Origin of the sequence: Clostridium sp. D53t1_180928_C8, assembly GCF_015667795.1 — a bacterium.
Taxonomy (GTDB): domain Bacteria; phylum Bacillota; class Clostridia; order Clostridiales; family Clostridiaceae; genus Clostridium.
In genome coordinates this window covers 104147-120610 of the sequence record NZ_JADPEL010000009.1, presented here as the reverse complement: position 1 = coordinate 120610, position 16464 = coordinate 104147, and the positions used below count along the sequence as shown (strand labels likewise).

Genomic DNA, 16464 nt, shown 5'->3' with positions numbered 1-16464 from the left:
GTATTTAACAAATTATCGAAATATACTATAATTAATATATATTGATATAGTTTATAGAAAGTATAAGGGTGAAAATGAAGGGTGAGAGGTGAAGTCGATGTCTAATAAAATTTTAGGTAGCGATATAAATAGGGTTGATGCTGTTGCAAAAGTAACAGGAAAAGCTAAATATACAGATGATTTTACTGAAAGGGATATGCTTGTTGGAAAAGTACTTAGAAGTCCTTATGCACATGCATATGTTAAAAATATAAATGTAGAAGAGGCATCTAAATTAGATGGAGTATATGCAATAATCACATCTAAAGATTTACCAAGGGTAAAATTTGCAACGGCAGGTCATCCCTATTCATTAGATCCGGGACATAGAGATGTAGAAGATAGATTAATATTGACTGATAAGGCAAGATTAGTTGGAGATGCTATTGCAGCAGTAGTAGCTAAGGATGAAATTATAGCGGACAAAGCATTAAAATTAATAAAGGTTGATTATGAAATTTTATCAGCTGTGTTTGAACCAGAAGAATCAGTTAAAGAAAATGCACCTAAAATTCATGAAGATAGAAAAAATAATATAATTGCCTCTTCTGTTATAGATATAGGCGATATTGATAATGAGTTTAAGAATGCAGACTTTATATTTGAAGGAGAATATGAAACTAGTATAGTACAACATTGTCAGCTTGAAAATCAAACAGCCTATGCTTATATTGATAGTGATGACAGAATAGTCATAGTAACTTCAACTCAAATACCTCATATAGTTAGAAGAGTTGTAGGTCAAGCACTAGATATACCATGGGGACGAATTAGAGTAATTAAACCTTATGTTGGTGGTGGTTTTGGTAATAAACAAGATGTAATAATTGAGCCATTAACTGCAGCTATGACATTAGCCGTAAATGGTAGACCCGTTAGGTTTTCGCTAAGCAGAGAAGAGGTTTTTGTTGATACAAGAACTAGACATGCTATGAAATTTAATATTAAAACTGCAGTTTCTAAGGAAGGAAAATTACTTGGTATTTATATGAATAATATTGTTAATAATGGAGCCTATGCATCTCATGGACATTCTATTGCAATGAGTGCAGCAAGTAAATTTAGACCCTTATATAATTTTAATTCTATAAGAGTTGAGCCTAAAACAGTATATACAAACTTACCAACGGCAGGTGCAATGAGAGGTTATGGAATTCCACAAGTATGCTTTGCTTTAGAAGCTCATATTGAAGACATAGCAGAAAAATTAAATATAGATTCAATAAAGTTTAGAAAGGATAACTTTATATCACTTGGACATACTGATCCTTTAAGTGGAATTAAAGTAAGATCATTTGAATTAGATAAATGCATTGAAAGAGGAAAAGAGCTTATTAAATGGGATGAAAAAAAAGAACTATATAAGAATCAGAACTCTAATAATAGAAGAGGTTTAGGAATGGCTTGTTTTAGTTATTTTTCTGGTACACATCCTGTAGCTTTAGAGTTGGCTGGTGCAAGAATTGTAATGAATCAAGATGGATCTGTTCAATTGCAAGTTGGTGCGACTGAAATAGGTCAAGGTAGTGATACCGTCTTTTCTCAAATGGTAGCTGAAGTTTTAGGAATAGATATGAAAGATGTTCATATAGTTACAACCCAAGATACAGATATTACACCATTTGATACAGGGGCATATGCTTCTAGACAAACTTTCGTTACAGGAGCAGCGGTTAAAAAGGCTGCAGAAGAAGTAAAAGAAAAGGTGCTTTTTATAGCAAGTAAGAAATTTGGTTTAAATATTAAAGAGTTAGACATTGAGGATGGAAATATAATAGAGAAAAAGTTAAATGATATATTATGTCCATTATCAGAAATAGCAATGTATTCGTATTATGACAGAATAAATGCTAAACCAATAACAAGTGATACTTCTGAAAATGTAAGAATTAATGCTGTTGCATATGGTGTAACATTTGCAGAAGTTGAAGTAGACATTGAAAGTGGGAAAATAGAAGTTTTAGAAATCTATAATATTCATGATTCAGGGAAGATAATGAACCATAAACTTGCAGAAGGACAAGTTCAGGGCGGAGTAAGTATGGGGCTTGGTTATGCATTATCAGAACAATTGTTATTTGACAAAAAAACAGGTAAGCCACTAAATAATAATTTATTAGATTATAAAATTCAAACAATATTAGATACTCCTAAGATTGGTGTAGATTTTGTGGAAGAGGCAGACCCAGCAGGTAGCTTTGGACAAAAATCTTTAGGAGAAAATCCAACTATTTCTCCTGCTCCAGCTATAAGAAATGCTGTATTAGATGCAACTGGAGTAGCGCTAAATAAGCTGCCTATGAATCCACAAAGTGTTTTTGAAAAGTTTAGAGAAGTTGGTCTAGTTTAAAGGAGGAGTATTTATGTTTGATATAAAAGAAATAAAAGAGCCTTTATCTTTAAACGAAGCTTTAAAAGATCTAGATGCTAATAAAGGCTTAAAGATAATATGTGGTGGAACTGATGTATTAATAAAATTACATCATGGAAAAATGAATGATGCAGAACTTTTAAGTATAAAGAATATAAATTCTTTAAAAAAAATTAAGGTTTTAGAAGATAATACAATTTCTATAGGTGCAGCTGTAACATTTTCAAATATCTTTAGAAATGAGATAATTAATAATTATATTCCGATATTAAGTGAAGCAGCTGTATCTATGGGAGGTCCACAAATAAGAAATATGGCAACTATAGGTGGAAATGTCTGTAATGGAGCAGTTTCAGCTGATAGTGCACCAGCTTTATTTTCTCTTAATGCATTACTTAAGATTAAAAGTTTAAATGGTGAGCGAATAGTTAATATTACAGATTTTTATGAGGGACCAGGTAAAGTTAAAATTAAGGAAAATGAAATTTTGACTGAAATATTAATAAAAGAAGAAGATTATAAAGGAAAAAAAGGAAAATATATAAAATTTTCTAATAGAAAAGCTCTTGATATATCAATGTTAGGTGTAGCTGTTTTATATGAGATAGAAAAGGGTATATTTAAAGATTTAAGGATTTCTTTAGGGGTAGCATCTCCAACACCTATACGATGTATAACAGCCGAAAACTTTGCTATAGGAAAAAGTATAAGCAATGAAGCAATTAATAAAATTGCTGAATTAGCAAAGCTTGATTCTAATCCAAGAAATTCATGGAGAGGTTCTAGAGATTATAGGTTACATCTGATAAGTACCTTAATCAAAAGAACTTTAAATGATGAGTATATAAAAAGTGAGGTAAAGTGATATGAGTCAATCTATTATGAAAAAAATTAATTTAATAGTAAATGATATTGAATACAATTTAGAAGTAGATATTAGAGAGTCTCTTCTTGATGTATTAAGAAATAGGTTATTTTTAACTGGAGTAAAAAGAGGATGTTCCGTTGGTGAATGTGGCGCGTGTACTGTTTTAATAGATGGTGTTCCTATAGATTCATGTATTTATCTTGCTATATGGGCAGATAAAAAGAAAATATTAACTATTGAAGGTGTAGCTAAAGATGGAAAGCTTAGTAAGGTTCAACAAGCTTATGTAGATGAAGGTGCCATTCAATGTGGTTTTTGTACACCAGGACTTGTTTTAACAACAACATCATTAGTTAATAGTGGTAGGGAATATACAGATGAAGAAATTAAAAGAGAGATATCAGGTCATTTATGTAGATGTACAGGATATCAAAAAATATTTAAGGCTACTAAAAAATCTTTGCAGAAAAAATAATTAAATATTTATTAAGGGGAGATTTAAATTTGAAAAACGTTTATGGTGTAAAGGGAAATATAATATATACAAAAGAATTTGGAAAATATGAAGTTGTAAGTAAAGGAATAATTATTATAGAAGATGAAAAAGTTAAAGGAATTTATAAAGAGTTACCATTAAATTATAAAGATATAAATGTTAAGGATTATGGTGATAAATTAATTATTCCTGGATTTGTTGATTTGCATTTACATGCACCACAATTTCCTAATATGGGATTAGGATTAGATAAGGAGTTAATTCCTTGGTTAAATAAGTATACATTTCCTGAAGAAGAAAAATATTATGATTTGCAATATGCTGAAAAAGTATATAAGAAGTTAATAAATAAGATATGGAGTGTTGGTACAACTAGATGTTGTATATTTAATACAATTCATAAGGATAGTACAAAGTTGCTTTTAGATTTATTTAATAAATCAGGATTAGGAGCGTATATAGGAAAAGTTAATATGGATAGGGAATGTCCAGATGAATTAAAAGAAGAAACTAATACATCTATTTTAGACACTCTTGAAATAGTAAATGAGTATAAGGATAAGTATAAATTAGTAAAGCCAATAATAACTCCAAGATTTGTTCCAACTTGTAGCTTTGATCTTCTAAAAAGTTTAGGTGAAATAGCAAATAAATATGATATACCAGTACAATCTCACCTTTGCGAAAATTATGGTGAAATAGAGTTAGTTAAAAGGCTGCATCCTGAATGTAAGAATTATGCTGAAGTATATAATAAGTCAAATTTATTAAAAGATAATAAGTGTATAATGGCTCATTGCGTATTAGTTAATGAATCAGAAATAGATTTATTAAAAAAGAAGGGGACATTTATAGCTCATTGTCCAACATCTAATTTAAATTTATCTAGTGGAATAGCACCAATTAGAAGAGTAATTGAAAGAAAAGTCAATGTTGGATTAGCTTCAGATATATCAGGTGGACATACATTATCAATACCGGAAGTAATAGTTTCTTCTGCGCAGGTATCTAACTTGAGATGGCTTAATAGCAATAAGGTTGAAGAAAAACTTACAACAGCCGAATTATTTTATTTAGCAACTAAGGGTGGAGGCAAGTTCTTTGGCAAAGTTGGTAGTTTTGAAGAAGAATATGATTTTGATGCTTTAGTTATAGATGATAGTGATTTATTAATTGAAAATAATATTTCATTAGAAGAAAGATTACAAAAGTTTATTTATATAGGTAGTTCTAATAATATTGTTGAAAGATATGTTTGTGGAAATGTTATTAAGGAGCCTAATATATAAGATTGTAAATTTAAATATTAAATACTTATTAAAGTAAAGAGTGGTGAGGCTTTGATTAAAATATTTAAACCAAATACTTTAGATGAAGCAAAAAAGTTGTTAAAGAGTGAGAAGTATACAAATATTTTGGCTGGTGGAACAGATTTAATTATTGATATTAGAAAAAATAAAAAAACACCTAATAGTTTAATTGATATAGGTAGTATAGATGAATTAAAAAATATTAAAGAAGAAGAGGATTTTATTTCTATTGGAGCTATGGTAACTTTCAGTGAGTTATATGAAAGTGAAATAATAAGAAGAAATTTTACTTCTTTATATGAATGTAGCAAAGCTATGGGATCTCCTCAAATAAGAAATGCTGCTACTATAGGTGGGAATATTGCAAATGGAGCATCAGCAGCAGATTCAATTCCTTGTTTAATGTCCTTAAATAGTGAAATTGTCTTGGAATCAGCTAATGAAACTAGAGTAATAAAATTAGCAGAGTATTTTAAAAACTATAATATTGAATATTTAAGAAATGATGAAATAATAACAAAATTTATTATACCTAAAGATAATAGTATAAGTGGATATTATAAGCTTGGTAAGAGAAATTCATTAGCAATAGCTAGGATAAGTGTTGCTGTTAGTATATCAATGAATAATTCTATAATTAATGATATAAATGTAGTTATAGGCGCTGCAGGAAAAGTACCATTTAAAGTTGAAAGCATTAAAAATTTAGTTATAAATGAAAATAAGAGTGTTCTATTTGATAATAAAGTTTTAAATCTTTTAGAAGAAGCAGTTTATAATAGCATAAAAGGAAGAAGTACTGTGAATTTTAAAAAGGAAGCTGTTAAAGGTGTATATAAAAATGCTGTGTATAATGCATTAAAGATAGAAGGTGTTTAGTATTAAAGTTTCTATTAATGTAAATGGAGTTAATTATAATAAAGATATTGATCCATCATTAAGATTAATTGATTTCTTAAGAGAAGAATTAAAGTTAAAAGGAACTAAAGAAGGTTGTGGTGAGGGTGAATGTGGTGCGTGTACAGTTATTGTAGACGGTAAAACCATAAATTCATGCTTAATGTTAGCCTCTTCTGCAGATGGAAAAAATGTAATAACAATTGAAGGTGTATCAGATAATAATAAGCTACATCCAATACAAGAAGCATTTATGGAGGTTGGTGCAGTTCAATGTGGATACTGTACACCAGGTATGATACTAAGTGCAAAAGCATTATTAGATAAAAATCCAACTGCTAATGAAGAGGAAATTAAGTCTTCTTTATCAGGGAACTTGTGTAGATGTACAGGATATAAGAAGATAATTCAAGCTGTTATTTTAGCAGAAGAAAAAATAAAAAATAAATAAATCTAATGCTTTTGGAGGTTTAAGGTTGGTTGGTAAAAGTGTAATAAGGCCAGATGCATATGAAAAAGTATTAGGCAGAGCAACATTTCCAGATGATTTAGAGTTTGAAAACATGCTTTATGCAGGAGTTAAGAGAAGTTCTATTGCATATGGAAGAGTTAAATCTGTAAATACACAAGAAATTAAAATGTTAGATGGTGTAATTGATGTTATTGACTATAAAGGGATACCGGGTGAAATTAGTCATGGAGTAGTTTTTAAGGATATACCTATATTAGTTAAGGATATAATAAAAAGAATTGGTGATTGTATAGTATTAGTTATAGCTAAGGATAAGAAGAGCTTAGAAAATGCCTTAGAAAAGGTTAGTATAGAATATGAAGAATATAAAGGTATATTTACAATAGAAGATGCTTTAAAAAGTGATGCTCCTATTTTAGGTGAAAAAAGTAATATTTTATATGACATAGAAATTAAAAAAGGTAATATTGAAGAGGGATTTAAAAAATCTAAGTTCATAACTGTTAACACATATTCTACACAAATGACTGAACATGCCTTTATGCAACCTGAAGTAGCTATTGCCAATTATAAAAGTGATAACACAATAGACTTATATGTTGCAACACAATATCCACATTATGATAGGGAAGAAATAGCAAGATGTCTTAATATTAAAGAAGATAAAGTTAATGTTATTAATATGACTATTGGTGGTGCATTTGGAGGTAGAGAAGATATAAATCCACAATGTCATGCAGCTATTGCATCTTACATTACTAAAAGACCTGTTAAAGTAATTTATTCTAGGGAAGAATCTACTATTTCACATAGTAAGAGACATCCAATGAAAATGTATTATAAAACCGGTGTTGATAGTAATGGGAAATTAACCTTGTTAAAGGCTAGGATATATGCAGATACAGGTGCTTATGCATCTTGGGGTATGAATGTTGCAAGAAAAGCAGCAGTGCATGCAACAGGACCATATGAAATTCCAAATGTAGATATAAAAGCTTATGCTGTTTATACTAATAATCCTTTTTCCGGTGCAATGAGGGGATTTGGTGCTGCACAAGTGCCAGTAGCCCACGAAACTCAAATGGATATTTTAGCAAAAAAGCTTAATATCCATCCACTTAAATTTAGAAATATAAATGCTTTTAAATGTGGAAGTTATACTGCAACAGGACAAAAATTAGAAGAAAGTATAGGGATGAAAAAATGTATAGAGAAATTAGCTTCTATTGATAAGATTGATTTATAAGGAGGAATTGAAATGAAAAAGAAAGGTATTGGATATGCCTCAACTTTTTATGGTACTGGTTATGGTAATGGATTTCCTGATGAATCAAGAGCAACTGCTAAAATAGAAGATAATGGTACCATTTATATTTATGTTGAAGTGTCTGATGTAGGATCTGGTGGGAAAAGTATAATGTGGCAAATAGCATCTAAGACTTTGAATATAGATAAAGCCTTAATTAATATAATTAATACAAATACAAAAGATATGCTAGATTCAGGTACTGCAGCAGCTAGTAGACAAACTTATAATACAGGTAATGCTGTTTTAAATGCTTGTACTAAATTAAGAAATAATATAAATAAAGTAAATAATGAAACAGAAATAATTACCTCTTCTGAAAGAATAAAAGGAATACTTGAAGATATGATTAAAAGTAATATTTCAATATCAGAAGATGGATATTTTAAAGCAACTACCTCAACTATTCATACTGAAAATGGTCAAGGGAATCCTTATTGGCCATATACCTTTGGAGCACAAAGAGCTACTGTTATAGTAGATACTGAAACTGGTAAAATAGATGTGTTAGAAATTATAGCTGTTAATGATGCAGGTAAAATTATTAATCCTACTTTAGCCGAAGGTCAAGTAGAAGGTGGATGTTCTATGGGAATTGGATATGCTCTTATGGAAGAAGTTAATTTAGATAAAGGAAAAATTAAAAACACTAACTTTTCTAATTATATAATTCCAACATCTATGGATATGCCAGATGTGAAATCATATTTTGTTGAAGAAAAAGAGACTACGGGACCTTTTGGAGCAAAAGGATTAGGTGAACCAGTAATGTTACCAACTGCTCCAGCTATTTTAAATGCTATATATGATGCTATTGGTATTAGGTTTTATGAATTGCCTGTAACTTGTGAAAAAGTATTAGCAGCTTTAAAATAGTAAGGATTTATAATTTGAATATAAATTTGTTTTAATATGGATTGTATCTTTATATAAAAGTATAAAGATACAATCCATATTTTGTATTTTAAGGAGATGATTAATTTGTATATGGTATAATATAGAAAATATAAAATTTTATTAAGGATGGGGATTTTATGCTAATTGAAGTTAAAGAATTATCAGATAAAGAAGCAATATTATTGATGTCTATCTATCAAGAAAGTAATAAGAAAAATATTTCTTGCTTTTTTCCGGAGATACAAAATGATGAACAAGGCTTGAAGATGGTTGAAGAATCATATACTAAATGGTTACGTGATGATTTTCTAAAAAGTAAAAATACCTTTTGTTATGTTTGGGAGGAAAATAACGTATGGATAAGTTCACTAAGGTTTCATTGTATAGATAGTAAGGTTTATTTTATAGAAGCACTTGAAACACATCCGGAATATAGAAGAAAAGGATATGCAGAAAAAATGATTAATAGTATTATAGAGGGATTAAAAGAAAATGGTGATTTTGATATTTATAGTTATACTTCAATAACTAATATAGCATCGCAAAAAACTCATAAAAGGTGCGGTTTTTTGACAGTTGAGGAAAAGCCATTTGATTATATAACTCAAGAATATGTTGATAATGCAGTTGGATTTTTATATAAATATAGAATAAGCAAATAAGAATTTAATTAAAATAAAGCAATAAGTGTTAAATGGTATAGATATGCTTTAGAAATATCAATTTAAATGGGGGAAGAATTTATGAAAAATGAAGTCAAAGAATATTATAATGAAAACTTTATAGGGGAATGGGATAGACTTATCAATCCTTATTCAGCTATAGAATTTAAAAGCAATATGTATTTAATAGACAAGTATTTTCCTAAAGCGGGAAGAGTTTGTGATATAGGTGCTGGACCTGGGAGATACTCTATAGAATTATTAAAGAAGGGGTATAATGTTACTTTATTTGAACTATCTGATAATGAGTTAAAATTAGCAGAAGATAAGATAAAAGATTTAGGTCTTAAGGCAGATGCTCTAATTTGTGAAAATGCATTAAATCTACATTTATTAGAAAGTGAATCTTATGATGCAATACTTTTAATGGGACCAATGTATCATTTATTAGAATCTGAAGACAGAGCTAGGGTATTAAAAGAAACATATAGAATACTAAAAAAAGATGGTGTTGCAATAATTGCTTATATTAATTCATGGGGAGTTTTAAAGGCTGGAGTTACTGAATTTAGTGAAGAATTTAATGATATTAAACATGTTTATAATTATCTAGGAACTCAAAGCTTTACTACGGAGACAAGCTTTACTAACTTATATATGTCTACACCACCATCAGCTTTAGAAGAGGTTAAAGGTGCAGGGTTTGAAGTTATTTCTTATGCAGGAGTTGAAGGTTTCTTAGCAGGTATTGAGCTAAGAATAAATCAATTAGCAAAAGAAAATAAGAAAGTATATGATAATTTTGTAAAGGTTGCATCAGAAACTTGTGAGTTACCACAGTATAGAGATTCTACGGAACATATGCATATTGTAGTTAAGAAGTAGGTTATATATTAAAATGAATTGGGAGAAGAATATATTTTAAGTATGGGGATATTGTTTTAACATTAGCTAACTATAAAATAAGTTATATGTAATGCATTAAGGGAGAGTTTATGAGTAAGGAATTAAAATTAAAGAAGATTGATGAAAGTAATTTTATTGAATGTTTCAATTTAAAACTTGGAGAAGGACAAGATAAGTTTGTATCACATCCTATCCGTAGTTTAGCACAAGCATATGTGTATTATAATCAATGTACTCCATTTGGAATTTACAGCAATAATGAAATTGTTGGATATGTTATGGTTATTTATGATTACGATGAAGAAACATATAATATTTGGCATATGATGATTGATGAACAATACCAGGGCAAAGGATACGGAAGTATAGCAATAGAATTATGTATAGATTATATAAAATCAAAACCATTTGACTTATCAAATAATGTTATATTAACATTCAATATAGATAATTCAATTGCAATTCATATTTATGAAAAGATAGGTTTTAAAGCTACAGGAGAAAGTGATGAGGACGAGTTGGTAATGAAGTTAGTAGTTTAATTTAAAGAAAACTTTTTATAAAAAAGCTTATTAAGTTATAAAAGGTAAGGGGGAATTTAAAGTGAAAGCCTATGAGAGATTATCTAAATTTTATAAAAAAGATTGGGGTAAAGATAGTGTTAGATATGTAGACTTAGTTATTAATGTAATTGATAAATTGAGTTTAGATATAAGCTCCATATTAGATGTTGGTTGTGGTACTGGTATACTTGTAAATGAATTAAAAAATATGAATTTTGATGTTAGTGGAATTGATATTTCAAAAGATATGATTGATATAGCAAAAGAAATTACAAAAGGAATTGAATTTTTTGTATCTGATATGAAAAATTTTAAATTAAACAAAGAATTTGATATGATTACCAGAGAGTTTGATGGTATAAAATTTAAACAAGTTTTAGAATATGATAGAAAAAACCAAATAGGTACAACAATTTTTGATTTTGGTAAGGAAGGTATAGAGACTCATATTCAAAGAGCATACTCAGTAGAAGATATGAACAAGTATCTTTTAAATTCAGGATTTCATATAGTTGGAAGATATAAGAATTTTAAAATGGCTCCAATAGAGGATAGAACTTATAAAGTTTTTTATGTAGCAATTAAGAAGTAAATGTAAATAGTTCATTTAGAGGAACTGGTTTATTAGAATATTTAAAAGAAAAAATGAAAAAAGTATAGTTGTTGTTGGACTTCAAACTGATAAATGCATGGATGCTACAATAAAATGTGGTTTTGAACATGGATTTAATATGATAGTACCAAGTCAGACTAATTCAACTATTAATAATGAGTATTTTAGTGGAGAAGAGAGTTACAAATACTATAATCAATTTATATGGAAGGATAGATATGCTGAATGTACTGATATAGATAAAGTAATTAATATGTTAAGTAGTAAAGACTATTAGATATGTTTATATTTGGTATTATAATAAATCCAATTGCTATAATAAATAAAATACAATCAAATAATGATAACTAAGTTTTCGGAGATCTAAAGGGTTTCCTTTTTATTTTGTAAATTTTAGGATATAATTATTAATAAACAGAAAATTTGAGAATATTATAGATATTTGTCGAGGTGAAAAGATAATGAATAGATTAAAATTAGTTTTACCAATACCGGAGCATAAAGAAATGATTATGAATTATAAAAGAGAATTTATTGAAAATGGGGATAGTATGGATGGTACTGCAGGGTTGAAAAATACTGAAACTTTTGAAGAGTGGTATAGTAACTTTTGTGATAATTTAAAAGAAGAAACTGTAAGAGAGGGATTAGTTCCAGCAACAACATATATGGCTATTTCAACTGAAGATAATCGCTTAATTGGAATGATCGATATTAGACATAGCTTAAATGAGTATTTATTAAATTTTGGTGGTCATATAGGATACAGTATTAGAAAGTCAGAGAGACAACAGGGATATGCAACTGAAATGTTATCATTAGCTTTAATAGAATGTTTAAAAATTAATATAAAGAAAGTATTAATCACTTGTAATAAAGATAATGTTGCATCTGCAAAGACTATTGTTAGAAATGGTGGTATATTAGAAAATGAAGTTCTAGATGGAAATCGAATTACACAAAGGTATTGGGTAACTTTAGATTAGGGTTATATTGTAAAAGATATTCAAGAGGTAAGTAAATTGATTAGATTTTATGAGAAGCATGGCTTTGTTTTAAGTAAGTTTACAAATTTTAAAATATAATTATTGTATAAACCAGAAATGAAAGGGAGGAATAAATGTGAGTATTATAAAAAATGAAATTCCAATTTTAGAATTTGATACGGATTATCAATCTGTTATTATGCCAAATCATGAAAAGCTTGATTTACATTTACCACGAAAAGCTGTTTTTGCTTTTTTAGGTGAACATATAGATAAATATGCAAAAAATAATAAATGTGTACAAGTATCTAATTTTATTTCAGCAACAAAAATATATCCTATATATGTAACTAACTATAGAGGAGAAAATATTTGTTTGTGTCAAGCTCCAGTAGGTTCAGCACCAGCAACACAATTATTGGATTGGTTAATAGGTTATGGTGTTAAAGAAATTATTTCGGCTGGCTCTTGTGGAGCATTAGAGAATTTTCCGGAAAATACTTTCCTTATTCCTAAAAAAGCTCTAAGAGATGAAGGTACATCTTATCACTATATGATACCATCACGCTATGTTGATATTAATAAATCTGCATTAAGAGCAATTGAAAAAACATTAAAAGAGCATTCGCTAAAATATACTGAGGTTATATCCTGGTCTACGGATGGATTTTATCGAGAAACAAAAGAAAAGGTATTATATAGAAAAGAAGAAGGTTGCTCAGTTGTTGAAATGGAATGTTCTGCATTAGCTGCTTGTGCGCAAATGAGAGGAGTAATATGGGGAGAAATTTTGTTTACAGCTGACAGTCTAGCTGATATTGAGAAATATGATGCAAGAAATTGGGGAGGAGATTCATTTCAATATGCATTAAAACTTTGCTTGGATACTTTAATCAATATAGAATAGTTTAACATACAAATAATTTTTTATATAATCCAATATCAAAAAGAATAGAAAATAATGCTTTAATATATAAAATTGCGGAAAGATTAAATTATAATTCTACGTACTATTACACATGTCCTTGTACTGGAGAAAAAGCATTTAATAAGATGAAGGAAGTTCTTTCTAAAAGGCTTATTTACTTATCCACTGGCAGTGAAATAGAAGTGCAAATTACAATTATTATTAGAGTAATAATAGTGGTATTCTTCAAAATGAAATTAAAGTTAAAGGGAATATAGTGAAAATGTATTATTAAATTAAAGAATGAAATAAGGTAAGATATAGTCTAGTTAAATATAGACTATATCTTACCTTGTTTTATATATTATCCTATGCTTAGGGTAATATATTATAAGCTTTTATTGAACTAGAAATAATATCGTAACTTTTTAAATGTTCAAAGTTTAAAACTTTCGTTTCAGTTAAAGCACTTATCTCTATAGTGATATTATCAATTCCAATAGTTTTATGTGCACCAACAAATGGAGTTACTTGAATTTTTACAATAAAATTAAATGTACTATCTCCTTCGGGTCTTTGTATATTTTTCTTATTCAAATAATCATCTCATAAATACTTTTTATTAGTATTTACTAACTTTTTTCATTGATTCATATAAAGAGGTATTATTATGTAGAACTAAAAAAATACGTTTTTACTATATTTATAGTGTACAGAATGAATATTAAGTTTGGTAAAACAATATATGGTATAATAAAACAAGTAATACTTATATTAGCATATTAACTAGAAAGATTTTAAGTTGCATAAATAAATTTATTATAATTAGATTTAACATAGGTAGGAGGGAATTATGAGATATAGTATTATGAAAGAAACTGATATTGAAAAGGTTATTCCTATATACATTGATTATTATAATAATCAAGAAGGTAGTATGTGGACAACGGAAACAACTTATAAGCGTATTCATCAAGTATGGAGTAGAGAAGATTCATATTGTTTAATATTAGAAGAAGATGATAATATTTTAGGATTTGTTATTGGATATTTTGAACAATATGATGATATAAAAGCGTATGATTTAATTGAAATTGTTGTTAATCATAAATATCAGAATAAGGGAATTGGTACTGAATTTATGATGGAACTTGAGAGGTAAGTTAAGGTGCTAGGAGCATCAATGATACAATTACAAGCTGTTAATGATAAAATGCATAATCATTTTTATGAAAAGTTTAATTACAAAAATGCTGGAAATTTAATTTTAAAATCAAAGTGGCTATAAAATTAAAGAAATGGAGAAGTATATGGTAAATGGGGAATTAGAGAAACTAAATATTGAACATATTAGAATTTATGAGAGCTTTGAAAAGAAAGAAAAGTGTGCTTTATGTAGATGTATAGAGGATTTTGAAAACCAAGTACTAAATGCTATATCTACAGATTTAGTTATGGATTTAGAATTCTTCCCTAAGTTTGGGAACGAGTATACATTTTGTGATTATCATATGAGTAAAATCGAAGATATGCAAGATAAGTTAGGAATGGCTATAATGCTTAAAAAGCTTATTACATTAGAAATAAGAAAAATGGAAAGCGGACAAATTGAAAATAAAAAAACAAAACTGTTTATGAAAAAATCAAATGACAAAAAGTGCTTTGTGTGTGAGAAGGTAAATCTTAAAGCTATGAATATGGATATTGATATTACTTTAGATTTATGGAAGAATACAAACTCTTTTAGAGAGAATTTTAGATCACAACAATGTTTTTGTTTTAAGCATAATAAGTTACTTCTTAATGGTGCTAAAGATAAATTCAATAAAAATGATTTTGAAATATTTAAAGACGAAATAACTGCAGTTCAACTTAAATATTGTAAAGAGTTAGAAAATGATTTAGAATGGTTCATTAATAAATTTGACTATAGATATCAAAATGAACCCTGGTATAATTCTAAAGATTCTTTATATAGAGCAAGAGAAATATTAAAGAGAGACAATATTTAAAAATGATTGAATAGAAACTAAAGCATCGTATAGAGTAAAAAATATTTTTAAAAATGGTAAAAAATATATTGAAAAGTAGTAATTAATAACTTATAATTAACTTAAGGAAAATTGTGGGGTGAAAATTATGAACGAAAAAATCAACTTGTTTTTAGAAAATGATAATGCTTTAAAAGATATTAAGGGCTCTTGGAATATGTATGAGGTCCAAAAGAAGTGTAGTGCTTTAGCAGTTACTATTAAAAATAATAAAATTGATTCAGATAGAATTAATTTAGCTTTACAAAAAATAAAAGAAAACACATCTGTATTTTCGAATTTTAGGGGCACAAATAGATTAACTACAGCTATAGCTATTTCTCTAGAAGAGGATATGGAAAGTAGTTTAAGGGATATAATTTTTATTTACAATAAATTAAAAGAAGAATTTTCAAGTAGTGAGTACTTAATTATAGCAGCTCAAATAATTTTTAATTCTAAAGATAGAATTAATACTGATGATGCAGTAAGAAATACAAAAATTGCTTATGATTATATGAAGAAAAATCATAGATTCTTAACTGGAAGAGAGGATATTTCTTCAGCAGCTATAATTGCTACTACATCTTCAGATATTGAAAAAACATTTACTGATATTGAAGAATGTTATGAGTTAATAAAAAGAGAAAAGATTTCTTCAAGTAATAATATTCAAGCTTTATCACATATATTATCATTAATAAATTTATCTTCAAAAGATAAGTGTAAAAAAGTAATAGAAATGTATTATGTTTTAAAGGAAAATAAAGTTCCATTAAAGGATTTTTATTTACCTCTATTAGGAATTGTTAGCTTTTTAACTGACAATAAAGAAGGCTTTGCAAAGAATGTAGTTGAATTAAGTAAGGAGTTAAAAACTCATAAGGGATTTGGAAATTTTGCATTAGGAAGTCAATTAAGAAACATGCTTTCTACAGTTTTAGTATCTATGGAGTATTTAGATAATTTAGATAATGATTTAAAAGATAGTCTTATAGATAGTACAAATAATGTAGCATTAACAGTTGTTATAGCTATGCAAACAGCTATAATAGCCGCTTCTTCAGCGGCGGCAGCATCAGCAGCAGCTTCAAGTGGATCATCATCTTAATATATTGATAGTTTTCGGTTATTTATAAAG

The 16464-nt window shown here is 28.0% G+C and carries 18 protein-coding genes and 1 pseudogene; 18 read left to right on the top strand and 1 reads right to left on the bottom strand.

The window, feature by feature from the left end; all coding sequences use genetic code 11:
- Nucleotides 1-97 precede the first annotated feature (97 nt).
- The 15 genes and pseudogenes from xdhA to I4V51_RS08565 all read left to right on the top strand — a co-directional run bounded on the left by xdhA (nt 98) and on the right by I4V51_RS08565 (nt 13293).
- On the top strand, nt 98-2389 hold the full coding sequence (gene xdhA, locus I4V51_RS08635) for a xanthine dehydrogenase molybdenum-binding subunit XdhA (protein ID WP_195988016.1): 2292 nt from the start codon (nt 98-100) through the stop codon (nt 2387-2389).
- Nucleotides 2390-2402: 13 nt separating this feature from the next.
- Complete coding sequence (xdhB, locus tag I4V51_RS08630; RefSeq protein ID WP_195988015.1) at nt 2403-3275, top strand: xanthine dehydrogenase subunit XdhB; 873 nt, start codon at nt 2403-2405, stop codon at nt 3273-3275.
- A gap of 1 nt (nt 3276) precedes the next feature.
- Nucleotides 3277-3753 (top strand): xanthine dehydrogenase subunit XdhC, encoded by a 477-nt coding sequence (gene xdhC / locus I4V51_RS08625; protein WP_195988014.1) that lies wholly within the window; start codon nt 3277-3279, stop codon nt 3751-3753.
- Between the two features lie 29 nt (nt 3754-3782).
- Complete coding sequence (gene guaD / locus I4V51_RS08620) at nt 3783-5063, top strand: guanine deaminase (RefSeq protein ID WP_195988013.1); 1281 nt, start codon at nt 3783-3785, stop codon at nt 5061-5063.
- Nucleotides 5064-5114: 51 nt separating this feature from the next.
- Entirely contained in the window at nt 5115-5963 is an 849-nt protein-coding gene (locus tag I4V51_RS08615; RefSeq protein WP_195988011.1) for an FAD binding domain-containing protein, read from the top strand.
- Nucleotides 5956-6432 (top strand): (2Fe-2S)-binding protein, encoded by a 477-nt coding sequence (locus I4V51_RS08610; protein WP_195988008.1) that lies wholly within the window; start codon nt 5956-5958, stop codon nt 6430-6432. Before I4V51_RS08615 ends, I4V51_RS08610 begins: the two co-directional genes overlap by 8 nt.
- A gap of 25 nt (nt 6433-6457) precedes the next feature.
- Nucleotides 6458-7699: a molybdopterin cofactor-binding domain-containing protein gene (locus I4V51_RS21500; protein ID WP_195988005.1), complete on the top strand. Its 1242-nt coding sequence runs from the start codon at nt 6458-6460 to the stop codon at nt 7697-7699.
- A 12-nt stretch (nt 7700-7711) separates the two neighbouring features.
- Nucleotides 7712-8635: a molybdopterin cofactor-binding domain-containing protein gene (locus tag I4V51_RS21495; RefSeq protein ID WP_195988003.1), complete on the top strand. Its 924-nt coding sequence runs from the start codon at nt 7712-7714 to the stop codon at nt 8633-8635.
- A gap of 158 nt (nt 8636-8793) precedes the next feature.
- Nucleotides 8794-9318 (top strand): GNAT family N-acetyltransferase, encoded by a 525-nt coding sequence (locus I4V51_RS08595; RefSeq protein ID WP_195988001.1) that lies wholly within the window; start codon nt 8794-8796, stop codon nt 9316-9318.
- Between the two features lie 81 nt (nt 9319-9399).
- The gene (locus I4V51_RS08590; RefSeq protein ID WP_195987999.1) at nt 9400-10203 is read left to right on the top strand and encodes a class I SAM-dependent methyltransferase; all 804 of its coding nucleotides are present in this window, start codon (nt 9400-9402) and stop codon (nt 10201-10203) included.
- A gap of 110 nt (nt 10204-10313) precedes the next feature.
- Nucleotides 10314-10766, top strand: a complete 453-nt coding sequence (locus tag I4V51_RS08585) for a GNAT family N-acetyltransferase (RefSeq protein ID WP_195987997.1) — start codon at nt 10314-10316, stop codon at nt 10764-10766.
- 61 nt (nt 10767-10827) lie between these two features.
- Nucleotides 10828-11379 (top strand): class I SAM-dependent methyltransferase, encoded by a 552-nt coding sequence (locus I4V51_RS08580; RefSeq protein WP_195987995.1) that lies wholly within the window; start codon nt 10828-10830, stop codon nt 11377-11379.
- A 2-nt stretch (nt 11380-11381) separates the two neighbouring features.
- Nucleotides 11382-11677 (top strand): annotated as a pseudogene (locus tag I4V51_RS08575) (isochorismatase family protein); the annotation flags it as partial.
- Between the two features lie 184 nt (nt 11678-11861).
- A complete protein-coding gene (locus I4V51_RS08570) occupies nt 11862-12386 on the top strand; it encodes a GNAT family N-acetyltransferase (RefSeq protein ID WP_195987993.1) in 525 nt (174 codons plus the stop codon).
- Nucleotides 12387-12522: 136 nt separating this feature from the next.
- Nucleotides 12523-13293, top strand: coding sequence for a nucleoside phosphorylase (locus tag I4V51_RS08565; protein WP_347708651.1), 771 nt, complete (start codon nt 12523-12525; stop codon nt 13291-13293).
- 375 nt (nt 13294-13668) lie between these two features.
- On the opposite strand, the gene I4V51_RS08560 is transcribed toward I4V51_RS08565, so the two are convergent.
- On the bottom strand, nt 13669-13890 hold the full coding sequence (locus I4V51_RS08560) for a DUF3888 domain-containing protein (protein ID WP_195987990.1): 222 nt from the start codon (nt 13888-13890) through the stop codon (nt 13669-13671).
- 256 nt (nt 13891-14146) lie between these two features.
- On the opposite strand from I4V51_RS08560, the gene I4V51_RS08555 reads away from it, so the two are divergent.
- From I4V51_RS08555 to I4V51_RS08545, 3 genes are all read left to right on the top strand, one after another.
- On the top strand, nt 14147-14455 hold the full coding sequence (locus tag I4V51_RS08555) for a GNAT family N-acetyltransferase (RefSeq protein WP_195987988.1): 309 nt from the start codon (nt 14147-14149) through the stop codon (nt 14453-14455).
- Nucleotides 14456-14603: 148 nt separating this feature from the next.
- On the top strand, nt 14604-15305 hold the full coding sequence (locus I4V51_RS08550; protein ID WP_195987986.1) for a DUF6062 family protein: 702 nt from the start codon (nt 14604-14606) through the stop codon (nt 15303-15305).
- A 127-nt stretch (nt 15306-15432) separates the two neighbouring features.
- Nucleotides 15433-16434, top strand: coding sequence for a DUF4003 family protein (locus I4V51_RS08545; protein WP_207745927.1), 1002 nt, complete (start codon nt 15433-15435; stop codon nt 16432-16434).
- Nucleotides 16435-16464 lie beyond the last annotated feature (30 nt).